14 protein-coding genes and 1 riboswitch are annotated in these 16,052 nt (G+C 43.8%); of the genes, 4 read left to right on the top strand and 10 right to left on the bottom strand.

All coding sequences use genetic code 11. The features are described 5' to 3' along the window. Nucleotides 1–6 precede the first annotated feature (6 nt). The 4 genes from MHI53_RS03160 to MHI53_RS03145 are packed head-to-tail and all read right to left on the bottom strand — an operon-like array spanning nucleotide 7 to nucleotide 5,121. On the bottom strand, nucleotides 7–1,695 hold the full coding sequence (locus MHI53_RS03160; RefSeq protein WP_061143605.1) for an iron ABC transporter permease: 1,689 nt from the start codon (nucleotides 1,693–1,695) through the stop codon (nucleotides 7–9). Beyond that, the gene (locus tag MHI53_RS03155) at nucleotides 1,692–2,804 is read right to left on the bottom strand and encodes an ABC transporter ATP-binding protein (protein ID WP_061143606.1); all 1,113 of its coding nucleotides are present in this window, start codon (nucleotides 2,802–2,804) and stop codon (nucleotides 1,692–1,694) included. The genes MHI53_RS03160 and MHI53_RS03155 overlap by 4 nt, the downstream gene beginning before the upstream one ends. Nucleotides 2,805–2,818: 14 nt before the next feature. Further along, nucleotides 2,819–3,901: an extracellular solute-binding protein gene (locus MHI53_RS03150; protein WP_340372736.1), complete on the bottom strand. Its 1,083-nt coding sequence runs from the start codon at nucleotides 3,899–3,901 to the stop codon at nucleotides 2,819–2,821. After that, the gene (locus MHI53_RS03145; protein ID WP_340372735.1) at nucleotides 3,898–5,121 is read right to left on the bottom strand and encodes an ROK family transcriptional regulator; all 1,224 of its coding nucleotides are present in this window, start codon (nucleotides 5,119–5,121) and stop codon (nucleotides 3,898–3,900) included. The genes MHI53_RS03150 and MHI53_RS03145 overlap by 4 nt, the downstream gene beginning before the upstream one ends. A 235-nt stretch (nucleotides 5,122–5,356) precedes the next feature. Here MHI53_RS03145 and MHI53_RS03140 point away from each other — a divergent pair, with 235 nt between their 5' ends. Beyond that, nucleotides 5,357–7,864: an NEW3 domain-containing protein gene (locus MHI53_RS03140; RefSeq protein WP_340372734.1), complete on the top strand. Its 2,508-nt coding sequence runs from the start codon at nucleotides 5,357–5,359 to the stop codon at nucleotides 7,862–7,864. A gap of 443 nt (nucleotides 7,865–8,307) precedes the next feature. Here MHI53_RS03140 and MHI53_RS03135 read toward each other — a convergent pair whose 3' ends face one another. The 3 genes from MHI53_RS03135 to MHI53_RS03125 are packed head-to-tail and all read right to left on the bottom strand — an operon-like array spanning nucleotide 8,308 to nucleotide 10,518. Further along, the gene (locus tag MHI53_RS03135; protein WP_061143610.1) at nucleotides 8,308–9,042 is read right to left on the bottom strand and encodes an amino acid ABC transporter ATP-binding protein; all 735 of its coding nucleotides are present in this window, start codon (nucleotides 9,040–9,042) and stop codon (nucleotides 8,308–8,310) included. After that, nucleotides 9,039–9,683 carry an amino acid ABC transporter permease gene (locus MHI53_RS03130; protein WP_061143611.1) on the bottom strand — a complete coding sequence of 215 codons (645 nt, stop codon included), beginning with the start codon at nucleotides 9,681–9,683 and terminating at the stop codon, nucleotides 9,039–9,041. The genes MHI53_RS03135 and MHI53_RS03130 overlap by 4 nt, the downstream gene beginning before the upstream one ends. Nucleotides 9,684–9,741: 58 nt before the next feature. Next, nucleotides 9,742–10,518: a transporter substrate-binding domain-containing protein gene (locus MHI53_RS03125; protein WP_061143612.1), complete on the bottom strand. Its 777-nt coding sequence runs from the start codon at nucleotides 10,516–10,518 to the stop codon at nucleotides 9,742–9,744. Nucleotides 10,519–10,733: 215 nt separating this feature from the next. Between MHI53_RS03125 and MHI53_RS03120 the strand changes: the two genes are divergently transcribed. Next, nucleotides 10,734–10,973 carry a hypothetical protein gene (locus MHI53_RS03120; RefSeq protein WP_061143613.1) on the top strand — a complete coding sequence of 80 codons (240 nt, stop codon included), beginning with the start codon at nucleotides 10,734–10,736 and terminating at the stop codon, nucleotides 10,971–10,973. A 115-nt stretch (nucleotides 10,974–11,088) separates the two neighbouring features. Then, nucleotides 11,089–11,170: riboswitch (cyclic di-GMP riboswitch) on the top strand. A gap of 57 nt (nucleotides 11,171–11,227) precedes the next feature. Further along, on the top strand, nucleotides 11,228–12,766 hold the full coding sequence (locus MHI53_RS03115) for a methyl-accepting chemotaxis protein (RefSeq protein WP_340372733.1): 1,539 nt from the start codon (nucleotides 11,228–11,230) through the stop codon (nucleotides 12,764–12,766). Nucleotides 12,767–12,861: 95 nt separating this feature from the next. Here the strand turns inward: MHI53_RS03115 and MHI53_RS03110 are convergent, their stop codons facing one another. Both MHI53_RS03110 and MHI53_RS03105 read right to left on the bottom strand, forming a co-directional pair. Next, nucleotides 12,862–13,218, bottom strand: coding sequence for a hypothetical protein (locus MHI53_RS03110; RefSeq protein WP_340372732.1), 357 nt, complete (start codon nucleotides 13,216–13,218; stop codon nucleotides 12,862–12,864). 207 nt (nucleotides 13,219–13,425) lie between these two features. Then, complete coding sequence (locus MHI53_RS03105; protein ID WP_061143616.1) at nucleotides 13,426–14,826, bottom strand: YfcC family protein; 1,401 nt, start codon at nucleotides 14,824–14,826, stop codon at nucleotides 13,426–13,428. Between the two features lie 239 nt (nucleotides 14,827–15,065). On the opposite strand from MHI53_RS03105, the gene MHI53_RS03100 reads away from it, so the two are divergent. Then, on the top strand, nucleotides 15,066–15,290 hold the full coding sequence (locus MHI53_RS03100) for a hypothetical protein (protein ID WP_340372731.1): 225 nt from the start codon (nucleotides 15,066–15,068) through the stop codon (nucleotides 15,288–15,290). 175 nt (nucleotides 15,291–15,465) lie between these two features. On the opposite strand, the gene MHI53_RS03095 is transcribed toward MHI53_RS03100, so the two are convergent. Further along, a complete protein-coding gene (locus tag MHI53_RS03095) occupies nucleotides 15,466–15,981 on the bottom strand; it encodes a DUF1456 family protein (protein WP_340372730.1) in 516 nt (171 codons plus the stop codon). Nucleotides 15,982–16,052: the final 71 nt, after the last annotated feature.

Here is a 16,052-nt window from a genome sequence, read left to right as displayed (position 1 = left end):
TCCGATTTATAAAGCTTTTTCCGCTTTGATTCCAAAAAACTTGTTCGAAATGAAAAGCACGATAACAATAAGCGTGATCTGTACCATCCCATAGGCAGCGGCCTGCCCCATATTGAACATCCGCAGCTGATTCATGATTTCAATGGATATCGGCCGATTGGAAATCGTATACAGCAGCACCGACGTTGGAAATTCCCCGACTGACTCGATGAATGCCAATAATGTCCCTGCCAACACTCCAGGCATGATGATCGGCAAAATGACCTTTCTGAAGGTATAAAACCACTTCGCTCCCAGGTTCCTGGCCGCTTCCTCGATCGAGTCATCCAGCTGCTCCAAAACGGCGTTCGTCGAACGCACAACAAGTGGGATATGCCGGATGAAATAGGCAAGCGGCAATATCCAGAAGCTCCCCACCAATATTTGACCAAAAGAAAACACGCTCGGTTCATTAAAGGCGAATATCAGGTTCATCCCGATGACCGTTGCCGGCAAGGCCCAGGGAATCATGACCAAAATATCCATAATGCTTTTCCCGACGAATTTCCGTTTAACAAGGACATAGGAAGTGATCACACCGAATACTAGATTTGCCAGTGTGGCAATAACGGCCATCAGCAAACTATTTTGGAGCGGTTTGAAGATATTGGGATCTTCGAATAATAGGCGGTAATTTTCGATATTGAATACGGATGGATACGTTTGAAATGTCCAGGTTCCATCCGGTACAAGTGAAAGCAATAAAATCGTGAAGTGGGGCAAAAGCAGGATGATCACGCCGATGATGCCCGTTATAACCAGCGCCCACTTCATAAGCGGGTTTTTCACTTCACTTCTATGTGCCCCAATCCCTTTCGAGGCGATGCGGTAGTCCTTCCTATTCTGATACCATCGCATGAACAATAGGAAGGAAATTGAAACGATGGTCAGAATGACAGATTGAGTTGCAGCCATCTCCATATCACCATTAAGCTTCGAAAAATAGATTTGCAGGCTCAGAACCCGGTACCCGCCAGCCAATAAAAACGGGGCACTGAAGGAGGCCATTGAAATCATGAAAACAAGCAAAGAAGCGGCAACGATGGCGGGCGTCAACAGTGGAAAGGTCACTTGCCAAAATACCTTGAATTTACCAGCTCCAAGGTTATGAGCGGCTTCTTCCAATGACGGATCGATTTTATGGATTGCAGCGGAGACAGTCATATAAAAATAGACATACATTGTATAGGCATGGACGATCAAGATTCCCGAGAGCCCGCCGATTTTGAAAGGCACTTGCTCGAGGCCGAACAGATCCTTGATGATATTCGGAATCAATCCCGATTCTCCATATAAAAACAGGAAGGCCATGACCCCGACCAATGATGGCAAAACGATCGGCAATATCGCTGCAGATGAAAAGAAGCTTCTGCCTGGAAAGTCATACCGATTAAAAATGAATGCGAGCGGAATGCCTATCATCGCACTGACCACTACACTCAAACCGGAGATATAAACGGAATTCCAAAGCGCCTCCAGGTTCGTCTTCGATTCCTGTACGAAGAAGTCTTGGTAATTACCGAGCGATGCTGCCCCATCTTTTTGCAGGCTTTCGATGAAAGTCCTTAATGAAGGATAAAGAACATATGCCGCGAGCACCAATACAACTGGGATAAGCAGCCAAACTGTCAATCTCGTATCGCGATTTTTAATCATGGAGCATCACCGCTTATAATCGGAATGAGCCGAAGCCGTTTCTGTGGTAGTTGAACATGCACTTCCTTCCCTTGATAAAAGTGTCTAAATTCATGAGTATTCAAGACATCCACTCTCAGGAACACGTTTTGAACAGCTACGGTGATAGTAACCACAGAACCAAAAAATTGGACGGAATCGATTTTCCCTTTAAAGCTATTCACTCCTTCTTCTGCCACATCCAAAATCCGGATGGCTTCGGGACGAATCGAAACGGCAAGGTCCTTATCCGTCCGCAAAATGGGCTCTCCCTCTCCAGCGTGATTGGGAACATCAATCGTAATCGGATGATCAACGTTTTTAAGCGTGACCACTACATTCTCTTGCTGCACACTTTTGACTTGAACGGGTAAAAGGTTACTTTCACCTATAAAACCAGCCACAAAATCATTGGCCGGCTGATTATAAATTTCTGCCGGCGTACCGACCTGATGACATACACCATAATTGAACACAGCAATCCGATCACTCATCGATAATGCTTCAGCTTGATCATGCGTGACATAAATGGTGGTGATTTTATAATCTCGCTGAAGCCTTAATATCTCCCCCCTCATTTCATCACGAAGCTTGGCGTCCAAATTACTTAATGGTTCATCCAGCAGCAATATTTCCGGTTCGATCACCAGTGCTCTCGCAAGGGCCACCCGCTGCTGCTGACCGCCGCTTAACTGGCTCACTTGGCGGTTTGGGTAGCTCTCAAGCCTGACTTTTTGGAGAGCATCCAGCACTCTCGTCTTTAACTCCGACGATGGGATTTTTCTAACACGCAGGCCAAATGCCACATTTTCAAAAACAGTCATATGGGGAAAGAGAGCATAGTTTTGAAATACCATGCCTGTATTTCTTTTTTCCGGCGGTACGCGCGTCATATCTTTGTCGCTAAAGCGGACGATGCCTTTCGTAGGATAATAAAAGCCGGCAATCATCCGAAGCGTCGTCGTTTTACCGCAGCCGCTCGGTCCAAGAAAGGTAAAAAATTCTCCTTCGTTGATTTCCAGGTTTAAATGGTCAACAGCTATCGTTTTTCCGAAGGCTTTTTGGACATTTTCCATTTTTATTGAAGCCATCCAACGACACTTCCTTATTCTTTAATTTCCTTATCCCCACTTATAATGTTTTCGTCCCAATATTTCATCCACTCATCACCTTTTTCTTGGAAAACATCCCAATCAATATCCATCGCTTTGATTTTTGTGCTCGTAATCCATTCTGGTAAATCCGGTACATCACTTCTTGTCGGGATCCGATAAAATTCTTCGGCTAGATTTTTTGCCGCTTCCTTCGAATTGACGAACTCATAAAACGCTTCGGCCGCTTTCGGATGCTTGGCACCTTCCACGATGGCAATTCCTTCGGTCAGTACCGGCGTCCCGCTTTCCGGAATGACGAACTCGAACGGATACTTTTTATTTTCTTTCAGCATGACGACATCCGGCATGGCCCATACGGAAAGGGAGCCCTCTCCTTTGGCTATCTTGTTATACATCAATTCCGGATTTGCTGAATATTCCTTTGTGTTTTGGTCGAGTTTCTTTAACCAGTCATATCCTTCTTTTGGATCCTTCGCATCTTTATACGTACGATAGATCATCGAAGAAAAGATGGTCCTCATCGTACCTGAGGCTAACGGATAGCGGATGATGATTTCGTCTTTCCACTTCGGATCGAGCAATTCATCCCAATCTTGCGGAACTTCATCCTTTGAAAGCTCGTTGCTGTTATACATGATCACTTCGGGTGTCTGGCTCGTTCCCGTCCAAAACCATTCCGGATCGTGGAATCCTTCATCAAGGCTATTTGAATAGGTTGGCTTATATGCAGCTAGCAGCCCATCAACCTTAGCTTGATTGAAATTTGTTGAAGGAGCTCCCCACCAAACGTCTGCCTGCGGGTTATTTTTCTCTGATCGAACTCGGTCGAGGATTTCCTGGGACCCCATGTCAAGCCACTCGACATCAATCCCATATTTAGCTTCGAACTGCTTTTCATATTTTGCTAAAATATCCTTTCCATGCGGCGAGTACACCACAATTTTGTCTTCCAATCCTCCCTTGGCACCGCCAGCTTCGCCATTCGTTTCCGTATCTGCTCCGTTACAACCGGAAATCAATAGGGCCGTCGATAAGGCCCATAAGGAAAGATACACTCTTTTGCTGTATTTCATATATGATCCCCCTCATCACGTAAATTCAAGACACTATCATGCTCCCTCAAAAATAGGGATACCGCTCCTAATACACCTGCGTTTTCTCCCAGTCTGGCTGGTTTGATTTCTACTGAACTTGGAAGATAGCGATCAATGATCTCCTGTATTCTAGGTAAAATATATGCAGCTGAATGCAAGACGCCACCTCCTAAAATGATCACCTCGGGATTTAACAAACTGGCCGCATTGACAACGCCGCAAGCTAAATGTTCGAGCGCTTGATGAATGACTTCGATTGCTGTCGCATCACCTTTCGCTGCGGATGAAAAAGCATCTGCCCCTGAAAGCTGTGAAGACTGGGCCTGCCCGAACAAGGAATGATGAGGATTGTTTCGTACAGCCTCGGTATAGTGATCGCCAATCGCTTTCCCCCCTGCAACGCTTTCCAAGTAGCCGTATCTTCGGAAAACCGGCTTGAACTCACGTTTCATATCCTCTTTGTCCGTTACCATATACCCGATTTCCCCAGCTGCGCTGGAAGCTCCCCTGTATAACTGATTATTCAAGATAATGCCGCTTCCAATCCCCGTACCAACTGCAATGAACAGTACATTCCGCTTATTACGTGCATTGCCGAGCCACTGTTCTCCGAGGGCCGCCGCATTCACATCATTGTCGATATGAATCGGAAAATCGAAAAAACGTTTCGCTTCCCCTATAAACGGATACTGCACCCATCCTAAACTCGGTGCCTCGATTACCAATCCACTTGCCGTTTGCGTAATCCCAGGAATCCCAACCCCCATCCCTAAAATCCTGTCTCTGACAATCTGGTTCTTGGCAATCAATCGTTCCGTTTCATGCGCCATCTGTTTAAGTAGACCCGTTTGTAGATAAGTACTTGTTAAAAAGCCAATTTCAGCCAGGATGTTGCCGGATAAATCACATAACACGATTTTCACCTTCGTCCCGCCAATATCGGCGCCAATGATATATGCCGCCTTTTCATTGAAAAAGAGCTGAATGGGCCTCCTGCCTCCCTGGGAGGATGATTCGCCTATCCCCTTCTCATATATCCATTCCTCCTGTATAAGCTCATCAACCGCCATGGAAACAGTTGGCTTACTAAGTTGAAGCTTACCGGCAATTTCTGCTCTTGAAATCGGTGAACATTCTCGGATGCATTGAATGATTCTTTTTTTATTGTTATATCTTTGTTGACGAGGTGTTCTTTTCATACTCATCACATCACGGCCTTACCTTAGTTAGTTAGTAAATATGACTAATTCATTTCGGCAATTTCTTTCGTTTAAACCGCCCGATTATAATAGTTACTTCTAATCATTTACAAATATAACCATAAATGTTATTCATTATATATCTTCTTTTTCAGGTTCGTTAGAAATGAGTACTAACCTACATTTTCTTGCTTCATTACAGCTTTTTAAAAATCGAAAGGGGTTGAAATAAAAAATGGAAAAAGCATGGATAGCTTTGCTTTCCCTTATGTTGGTGCTCGTGCCATTGCGGTTCGATGGGGTTTCAGCAAAGCCGGTGAAAACCAATGTCGCGTTATGGAATGCTGTTAAGCCGCTAGAGACAACCGTTTCATTCCTAAACAGCGGTGCCCACCCAGATGATGAACGCAGTGACTTTCTCGCTTACCTATCAAGAGGATTGGGCGTGAAGACTTCGAGCCTGATTGCAAACAGGGGTGAAGGCGGACAAAACGAAATTGGCGATGAACTGGACAATGCGCTTGGAATTATCCGTTCGAGGGAAATGATAGAGGCCGCCAAAATTACCGGAGTGAAGGCCTATCATCTAAGTGAAACGACGTCCGACCCGATCTATGATTTCGGCTTCTCGAAAACGCCTGAGGAGACATTGGAAAAATGGGGAGAGCAGCTTACGTATGAACGGCTCATCCGCTTTATCCGAACATACCAGCCCGATATCTTGATGCCATCCTTCCAAAACGATGATACCCAGCATGGACATCACCGTACGATGACCATTTTAAGTGAGCGTGCCTTTAAGGACGCGGCAGATCCGGCCATTTTTCCGCAACAATTGAAGCAGGGCCTATCGGTATGGCAAGTTAAAAAGTTGTATGTACCTGTTTCCTCAGCAGATCAAGCCGCCACTTCCATTGAAATAGGCAAATATGATCCCATCTACGGCATGACTTATCCACAGCTTGGGGAACAATCCCGATACCTCCATAAAAGCCAAGGCATGGGTTCCGATATTCCTGCAGAACCCCGCCAAATCCATCTGGATTTGAAGCAAAGCGCCGTCAATATCAAGAAAAATAAGGACCTTTTTGCGGGTGTACCTTACAATTTCACGGAATGGGCTGGAAAACTCCCGCCATCGGCTTCAAGATTGAAGGAAGAATTGACCGATATCCAACGAAAATTGGATGCTGTCATTGCAGCCTATCCAAATGAGAAACGAGTCTTTTCTAAATCCCAGACAGCCCTCACCCATCTGCGGAACATAAGGGCACAAGTTAAAAAAGCCAAGTTAAGCACTGCGCTGAAGAACGACCTGCTCCATAAGCTTTCATTAAAAGAAGAGCAATTACAAGCAGTCAGTTATGTCTCTTCAGGATTGGATGTTCAAGCTACAGCAGATTCAAGGATCCTCACTCGGGGACAAAAAACGAAGGTGACCATCACACTTAAAAATAATGGCAAGCAAACATTAAAGAAAGTGACGGCTGCAGTGAACGTGCCTAAAGGGTGGAGGGCGAAAACAACATCCAAAAGTGGCAGCCTTGCACCGAATAAAGCGGCAAAGATCACATACCAAGTTAAAGTGCCCGAAGATGCCTCCTATTACCAGGCTTATGACGGACCAACCATTACAGCCAACATTACTTATGAGTATGGCAGCACAAAAACATCCATCCTGGAAGAATTGGATGGAACGATTGCAGTCCTTCCCGACGTCGCCCTTTCCCTTTCACCAGAAGATATCGTGGTGAATACAGCTGATGTAAAGGAAGAAATCCCCGTGACCGTATCTCTGAAAAATTATTCACAAGGAAATGCATCTGCAAAAGTGGCGTTGAATATATCAAAGAACTGGAAGGTCCATCCTAAAAAAACCACTGTATCCTTTAATGAAAAATTAGAAGAAAAGCAAGTGACATTCACTCTCACGCCGCCTAAAACGATTCAAAATGGCGATTATCAGATCAAGGCCTCTGCCACCGTTCACGGTAAGACCTTCAAATCGACCATCCAGGAAATTTCCTATGATCATATCGGGACGTTTTACTACCAATATCCTGCAGCCATCGACACCGCTGCATTTGAGCTTTTAATGCCCGCATCGTTAAAAGTCGGTTACATCGACAGTGGATTTGATAAGGTGGCAGATTATTTGAGCAATGCAGGGCTTGCCATTACAAAGTTGACTCCTGCTGATTTGGCTGAAGCTGATTTGAGCCAATACGATACGATCGTCACAGGCATACGTGCCTATTTATCCAGGGAAGATTTAAAGGCCAATAACGCACGCTTGCTTCAATATGTGGAAAACGGCGGTCATCTCGTCGTTCAATACCACAAACCGGGCGATGGCTGGGATGCCATGACGACTGCTCCCTATCCACTTACTCTCGGAAATCCTTCCATTCGGTGGAGAGTGACGGATGAAAAGGCAGCGGTAAACGTACTGAAACCAGAATCACCGCTTTTCAACTATCCAAACAAAATAACAGCGGCTGACTGGGAAAACTGGGTGCAGGAAAGAGGATTGTACTTCCCAATGAAATGGGACCCCTCATTCGAAACATTCATCTCCATGGCCGATCCAAATGAAGCGCCATTCGATGGCGGAATCCTGTTGGCCAAATACGGTAAAGGCACCTACCTCTACACCAACCTTGTCCTCTACCGCCAAATTCAAGGCCAGGTTCCAGGCGGATACCGAATCATGACGAACCTGATCAGTTACGGATCCAAATAACGAAAAAGAAACCTATGCTGGTGTATAGGTTTCTTTTTCGTTATTTGGAATTATGGTAGTTCTAGAGAGCTGCATCATTCACGTAGTCATGCTTGCAGAAGCTGGCTGTATTGCAAGACCCAACTGCGACAAATGATGGTACGGACACGATCAAAAATCCTTTCGTTCCGCTCACCCACGAAGGCACAAACGGCATCCTTTTCTTGCTTTACTCGCGAATTTAGACACCTTCCATATTAATGATCTAACCCTTTGCACGCACCTGCTAAAGGCTTCTTTTCCCTAAATTAAAAAAAGTTATGCACAAAGTGAAGGGAAACGGTTGCGCGATCGAGGTTCCCTCGTGTCCCGCATTCCTTTGTCCACACTTTATGCACAACTTCCTTCATGGCCAGCTTATTTGCCCGGCCATCCGATGGTTCTTGTCCATCCTTGCGTCCTGCTTAGAGCACCTTACTCAAGAAGGATTTGGTTCTTTCATGCTGTGGGTTGCCGAATAATGCACTCGGCTCATTTTCTTCAACGATGTACCCGCCATCCATGAAAATGACGCGGTCACCGACTTCGCGGGCAAAGCCCATCTCATGCGTGACGACGACCATTGTCATCCCCTCTTTGGCAAGCTGCTTCATTACCTCTAAAACATCTCCGACCATTTCAGGATCAAGCGCAGAAGTCGGTTCGTCGAAAAGCATGATCTTTGGATTCATCGCCAGTGCCCTTGCAATGGCAACCCGCTGCTTTTGTCCGCCGGAAAGTTCTCCTGGATAGCTATTTGCCTTTTCCCTCAGGCCCACCTTATCCAATAGCTCAAGTGCTAATCTGCCAGCCTCGGCTTTATCGGTTGCGCGGATTTTAATCGGGCCCAATGTGATGTTTTCCAGTACCGTCTTGTGGGGAAATAGATTGAAATGCTGGAAGACCATCCCTACCTCTTGCCTTACTTTGTTAATATTGATTTTCCTTTTGGGATCGGTTATATTATGTCCGTTTACGATCACCTCACCGCCAGTAACCTCCTCAAGAAGGTTCAGGCAACGCAAAAACGTACTTTTCCCTGATCCAGAAGGGCCTATTACACAAATAACTTCCTTTTCCTGCACTTCTGCATTAATATCCTTTAAGACCTCTACAGCTCCAAAAGATTTTCTTAGGTTTTTTACGGTAATGATGCTCATCGCACTTGAACCCTCCTTTCAATGAAATTGGCAATTAGGGTTATCACATAAATGATGATGAAATAAATCACACCGACAACCAGCCAAATCTTGAATGCCTCAAACGTTGCCGAAGCTTGAATCTGGCCTTGCTGGGTTAAATCGGCAATCCCGATGACGGACAATAGGGAAGTATCTTTTAAGCTAATGATCGATTGGTTCGTAATCGTAGGAAGCATCCTCCTAAAGGCTTGCGGCAGCACGACATAGCGCATCGTTTGGGTTCCAGTGAACCCGATTGACCTTGCCGCTTCCGTTTGGCCTTTATCAATGGATTGTATCCCCGCTCTTATTATTTCAGCAAAATATGCTCCTGCATTGATTGCAACGGTGATTATTCCCGCTGTCGTACTGTTCAATGAGATGAGATTCAGTGAATTCACTCCGAAATATATAAAGAATAGCTGCACGATGAACGGCGTCCCTCGTATCGCATCCACATAAACCTTTGCAATCCAGTTCAAGATCTTGATAGGGGCAAGTCGCAGCAGGGCCACTACTAAACCAATCAAAAAACCTAGGATAATGGCAATCACAAAGATGTAAAGCGTCACCTGAAGTCCTTTTACTAACATAGGCAAAGCCGCAACAATTATATCCATTCCTTTCACCCCTTCGAAAAAGAAAGCGCGCCTCAGGCGCGCTTATTGAGCCTTTAATCTATTCACCAAGATACGTTTTTATGATTTCATCATATTTGCCGTCTTTTTTCAGATTGGCAAGACCCGCATCTATTTTCTTCAATAGATCCTGGTTTTCGCCTTTCAATACAGCAATTCCATACTGATCCCCATTCAAGCGCTCACCTACGGTTTTCAAGCCAAGGTCTTTTTGGGCAATGGCATACGAGATTACCGGATAATCTTCGATAAGTGCATCGGCATTGCCATTCGACACTTCCTGGAACATCGCTGGAGAGTCATTGAACTGAACCACTTTAATCTTTAATTTACCAGCATTATCCTGTGCGTATTTGGCACCAGTTGTCCCTTTTTTGACCGCTACCGTCTTCCCCTTAAGGTCAGCAACCGATTTAGTGGACTTATTATCCTTCGTAACGACGACAGTCAAACCTGCATCGAAATATGGCGTCGAGAAATCAACAACCTTTTTTCTATCTTCGGTAATGCTCATGCCTGCAATGGCCACATCAAGCTGGTTTGCTTGCATCGCTGGAATGATCCCGCCGAAATCCATCGGAGATAACTTGATTTTAAAATTCTGGTCTTTCGCAATTGCATTGATTAAATCAATATCAATGCCTTTATATTCGTTTCCTTCTTTGAATTCAAACGGCGGATATGTCGTATCCACGCCCACTTTATATACTTTTTCATTTTTCTTTTCGTCACCAGCATCTTTCCCATCATTGCTCCCACATGCCGAGATAAAGATAGTCAAAATCAAAAACAAACTAAGTAAACCAAGTTTCTTCATTGAAATCACTCCAATTCTTTGATTATGCGTGATAATAAATAATTCTCCCTATAATATAGCATAAGAATAAAGTATTATAATATGAATTTTTAGAATAAATATTATTTTCTCCAAATAATATTTTTCGTGTTTTTCTTAACTCTTCTAAAAAATAGGAATATTAAAACTAAAAAGTGGCACATATGGCAAAAACGTTATAAAAAGGAGATATTTCAATGAGCGGAATAGATAAAAGAAATAAATTATTGGAAGAACCCTTCACTTATATCCTCACAAAGAAAGCAACCATGATCATTTATTTCAATAAGAAGCAAATCATGGTCGTAAAGGATAAACAAGCCGAGCGCCTGATAAAAAAAATTAAAAACTGTGAACACAGCATATTGGAGGTTCAATTGCTTCTCGCCAAGATTACGGGTAACTTTAAACACGGGAATGAGAAGCATTCGAAATAAAACAAAATGGGGAATCGGGTTCACAAGGTATTGAAGCATTCTCCCAGGACACCTTCTATTTTTTACCAGGTTTTAAACCGTCAAGATTTCTAAATCCGAACCGATATAGTTATTATCTAAATCCTGAGACTTTGAAGAACTATCCGTATATGGGCGCTTGGATGGTTTGGAGTCAGTAGCGCAACCGGCCAATTAAACGTTATGTTTAGTTGGCTTTTTTTATCTGGATTATTAACTGATTGAGGAGTCTGACCATGAATAAATTCAAAGGGAATTATTTAATGCTGATGTTTAGTGCAGGAACGGTTTTAATGGGGATTTTCATTCACTTCTTGCACAGGTACACGGGGTTTTTACAGGACTATCTCATGATGCGGGGAATTGCTGAACTTCCTTCTTACCTGGAATTTTCGCTTGTCCTATTGTTTATGCTGCCTATCTTATTCTTCCTTATCGCAACCATCTTCTATAAGAAAAATAGAAATCATCCGTTGCTGCCTTGGTCCATCACGCTCTGCCTCACCTTTTCCTCGATATCCATGATAGCTGGGGGAAATGGTTTGGTTGAGTATCATTTTTCAATTTTTATGGTCATCGCTTTAATCGCTTTCTTCGATTCCATCCAGCTTGTCCTGTTGAGCACGATGATTTTTGCCTTGCAACATCTGGTAGGTTACTTCTTATTTCCGGAGCTGCTTTGCGGAACATCCAATTATGCCTTTTCGCTTCTGCTGGTACACGCAGTCTTTCTAATTTTGACTAGCGGGGCAACGATCGTCCTGCTTTTGCATAAAAAATCGATGAAAAGAAACCTATGGGAGCAAAACCGCAAAATCGAGCAAAAAACAACGGAGCTGCTTACGGCATTGGATATAATGTCACAAGAAATGCTGCTTGTCTCATCGGAGATAAAAGGAACGAGTCAGGAAACCAATAGTGCCTCAGCTCAAATTAATGCCAATATCCAGGACATGTCTGTAAAAACGGAACGCAAATTGGACCTGTCGGAATCCAATATGCTGAAGCTGAAGGGCATGGAAGAACAGGTCCTCAACCTTACAAAGCGTACGCATGAGGTTGCCGAAAACTCCAATTCCACCAGCACTCATGTGGATACCGGCCAGCAGCTGATGAAGAAACTTCATATTCAGTTAAAGTTAGTCACTGAACATGTATCCGGTTTGGCAGGTACGATTCATCGATTTAAACAGCGAATACAAGAAATCGAGCAATTCACCATCATGATTAACCGTATTTCCGATCAGACTAATCTTTTAGCCCTTAATGCTTCCATAGAGGCAGCACGTGCGGGAGATGCAGGAAAAGGATTTGCAGTCGTTGCGGAAGAAGTCAGGAATCTCGCTAACCAGTCAGATCTATCTGCCCAGGAAATTGTCCGTGTGGTCAGTAAAATCCAAGACGAAACGGAATTGATCCAGAAGCAAGTAGAACATTCCATCATGGATGTAGAACAAGGAGCGAAGATTGCTCATGAATCCCAGCTGGTATTCGGATCGATTTATTCTTCCAACGAAGGTGTGAACCAGCTATTGCGTCTCTATGAATCAAGCATAAATCAACTAACAGAGACGAACAGGAACATTCATGAAGTATTTGGGTCCATCCTGCATGATTCACAGGAATCTCGTGCCGCAAACCAGCAGATTGAGACTTCTACAAGTGAACAAGCTTTCTTGATGGTATCTTTGATGAAGCAATCTCTTCATCTGGAGGGTCAGGCAAAACAAGTGGCGGAGTTGGTTGTCAATCTAAACCAAAAAGCGCCATCTTAAACGATGTAACCCGCATTTCAAAGATTGCGGGTTTTCGTCATGTTCCAGCTGAATGGAGTTGCCCGTCAACATACTCTTACACTTCCATTCTTCCATCAAAAAAATGACTCCAAAGCTGTGCCGGAGTCATTCGGATTATTAGCGATATTCTTTAACCATTGCCGTAACCTCCGGCTTTCAAGCCCTTCTTCCCCATCCATGCTTTGCCACAACTGAATGCCAAAATTCGCTTCTCCACCTTCCAACACACCCATTTTAACGAAGCGGTCGGTACCACTTGGCATAATTTCCTCTGCCAATTGGATGATGAATAGGAACCATTCCGCTGTCGCCAGCAGAATGGCTGTATGACCGTCATGCCCGGAAGCATGCGGAATGTCCTTCACCTTGGAGATATTCGGTTTATTTCCCTCCTCAGGGATGATTGGCAATGCGACGATAGTTGCACGCATGGCGATCGGTTTTCGCCCTGCGTTCCTTTCATGTAACCACGGGGAGATCGAAGTCCAAAACCTGGAGATTTAATGCTTCAAGTCGCTCACGTATGAATGTCTTTGTTTGCCACTCGCTTCCAGAGAGCTCTTGGTTTCATGTAGGTAGCGCCGATCTGCTACCGCCTGTTTCGCTATCGTTTCAAACATTGATAGAATTTCCTTTTCTTAAAATGGTCCGTAGTTGATCCACTCTGCCACAACTAATAAAATCGCACAGACAATCAATTGGATGATGAAGAACGGAATATACCATTTCACCCATTTGTTCCATGGGATTCCCGCGATCGTAAGAGATGCAATGAGCGCACCATTCGTTGGGAATATACTTGCCGCAATTCCATCCCCGAATTGGAAAGCAAGCACGGCCGTTTGCCTTGTTACACCTACAAGGTCGGCAAGAGGTGACATTAAAGGCATGGTAAGTGCCGCTTGTCCACTTCCAGAAGGAACCAAGAAATTAATGATGAGCTGTAAAATCATCATGCCCACAGCGGCAAACCCCGAAGGAATCATATTCAATAAGTCAGAAGCATAGTAAAGGATTGTATCCATCAATCCTCCAGACTCAAAAATAACAAGGACTGCTTGTGCCAAACCGATAATGATGGCACCGCCAATTAGTTCCGCGGCGCCCTTCACAAAGCTATCGGCAATGCTGGATGGCGATAGTCTCCCGAGTATTCCCATGATAATGCCGAACATCAAAAACAGACCGGCAATCTCCGTAACATACCATTCATATTTCATCACCCCGAAAATTAAGATGATGAAGTTAAGTAAAAATGCACCAAGTACCAATTTATGACGAAAAGTCATTTTCACTGCTGGTTGTTGTTTGGTATCTTGATTTAAACGCCCGAATTTGCCATAACTGCCAAGCTCCGGATTCGCCTTCACCTTCATCGCATGTCGATAAACGAACATGACGGCGATAATATAAAAGATAGCGAAAACGATCAGGCGATAGCCAATACCCGAAAAGGTCGGCAGCTCCGCTATGCCCTGTGCAACGCCAACTGTAAAGGGATTCATGAACCCAGCTGTATAACCCATCGATGCACCAACCACAACGATCGCAAAACCGGTTACCGCATCAAACCCTAAAGCGATCGTTAGCGGCACAAGCAACCCCACATAAACTGCCGTCTCATCAGACATCCCCATCGTAGCACCGCAAATCGCAAAAAACAGCATCAAGACCGGTATGATTAGCTTCTCGCGATTCGCCATCTTCCGGGCGAATGAGGTTATGAACGTATCGAGTGCCCCTGTTGCGCTGATAATACCGAATACCCCTCCGATGATTAAAACAAAGAATATCGTCCCTGCACCATTGACCATACCTGTATGAATATTACTGAACAACTCCAATAACCCCACTGGATCACTATCGATGAATCTAAATGTATCCGGATCAATCTCACTATGTCCTTTAACCTCAACCTTGTCATAATGACCGGCTGGGACAATATATGTCAAAACTGCTGCAATAACGATTAACGAGAAGATTAACACATGTGCGTTAATGCCCGTTTTCTTTTCAGTACCTTTTTTTCCCTTAAACATCTTTTGTCAAAACTCCTTATTCAAAAAGTTAACACTTATATAGTCATTCTATAAATTATTATTTTTAAATAATAATACATATTATTCTATATTAATACAATCCTAATTTATATAGTTTTTTTAGTAGGTTTTAGAAATGCTTATATATAAAGTAATATCTTCAAATAATAATATTTTTCTGAATATTGTATATACAGCAATCTGGAATAAGAGACAGGGAAACCAATGGTAACACGGGGATGATTGCCACAGGAGCACCGTCTGGACCTGTCTCCATGTTAGACGTGGTTCTGGAAAAAAACCGCTTATATCCTTCATTTGCTAATCCAGCTGCGACAGGTAAACCAGAGCTTGAAAAATTGGCGAACTTCTTGATAACGGGCTATATCGATCAAGGAAAAACGGGCAGGTGCTGGGAAGGATTCAATCCAGCCCGCCCTTCGCATTCACAGGGCTGCATGTAGAGGTTTCGCATTGTCCAGATGGCTGCCTAATGCATGCCCGAACATAGGAAAAGGCTTGAGCCTACCGCCCAAGCCTTTCACCAACGCTGTTTCGGAATGTACCTGAAAAAGCGTCTCTTCAATATCTTGATAAAGTGCAGCAGCTAAGTGGGGTAGTCCACTTCTTCGCCGCACCTTATCCCCTGTATTTATAAGCTAATCCTTTTAAGAAATTCCTGGCGTATTTATCCCCGCACTCTTTATAATTCCTATGCCCCACTTTTCTTAAGATGGCGCTTAGTTCCCCTTTATTTATCATGACCCCAGCTTCATCCAGAATATCAATCACGTCCTCACTGGTCAACGACAGGGCTATTTTCAATTTCTTCAGCAAAATATTATTCATGCTTTCCTTGATCCTTGGAGCTGGTGCCGGACTTTCGGGCTGGTTCGGTTTTGGCTCTTGCTTCCCTCTTTTAAAAATGATCAAGCCATTTAAAAAGGACTCCAACATCATGTTATTGCAGTTTATACCATCATCATCGATATCATCTTCGTATTCATCATCGAATCCATCTTTTGGTTTTGTGAGCATCTGCATGACTTCTTCCCTTGTCACGTCAATATCCCCAAGTTTGAATATCTCTACCATATCTTTATTTTTTATATCGAGCGCATACCTTAATCGGATTAATATATCATGATTATGCATTCATAAACCTCCTGTATCGTTTTCTTTTTCACAGTACCTTCATTATTTCACAAATGGCTGGGAATAAACAC

The organism is Peribacillus sp. FSL E2-0218 (assembly GCF_037992945.1).
GTDB classification, from domain to species: domain Bacteria; phylum Bacillota; class Bacilli; order Bacillales; family DSM-1321; genus Peribacillus; species Peribacillus simplex_B.
The sequence above is the reverse complement of the archived record's forward strand: the minus strand, read 5'-3'. Positions and strand labels throughout refer to the sequence as shown.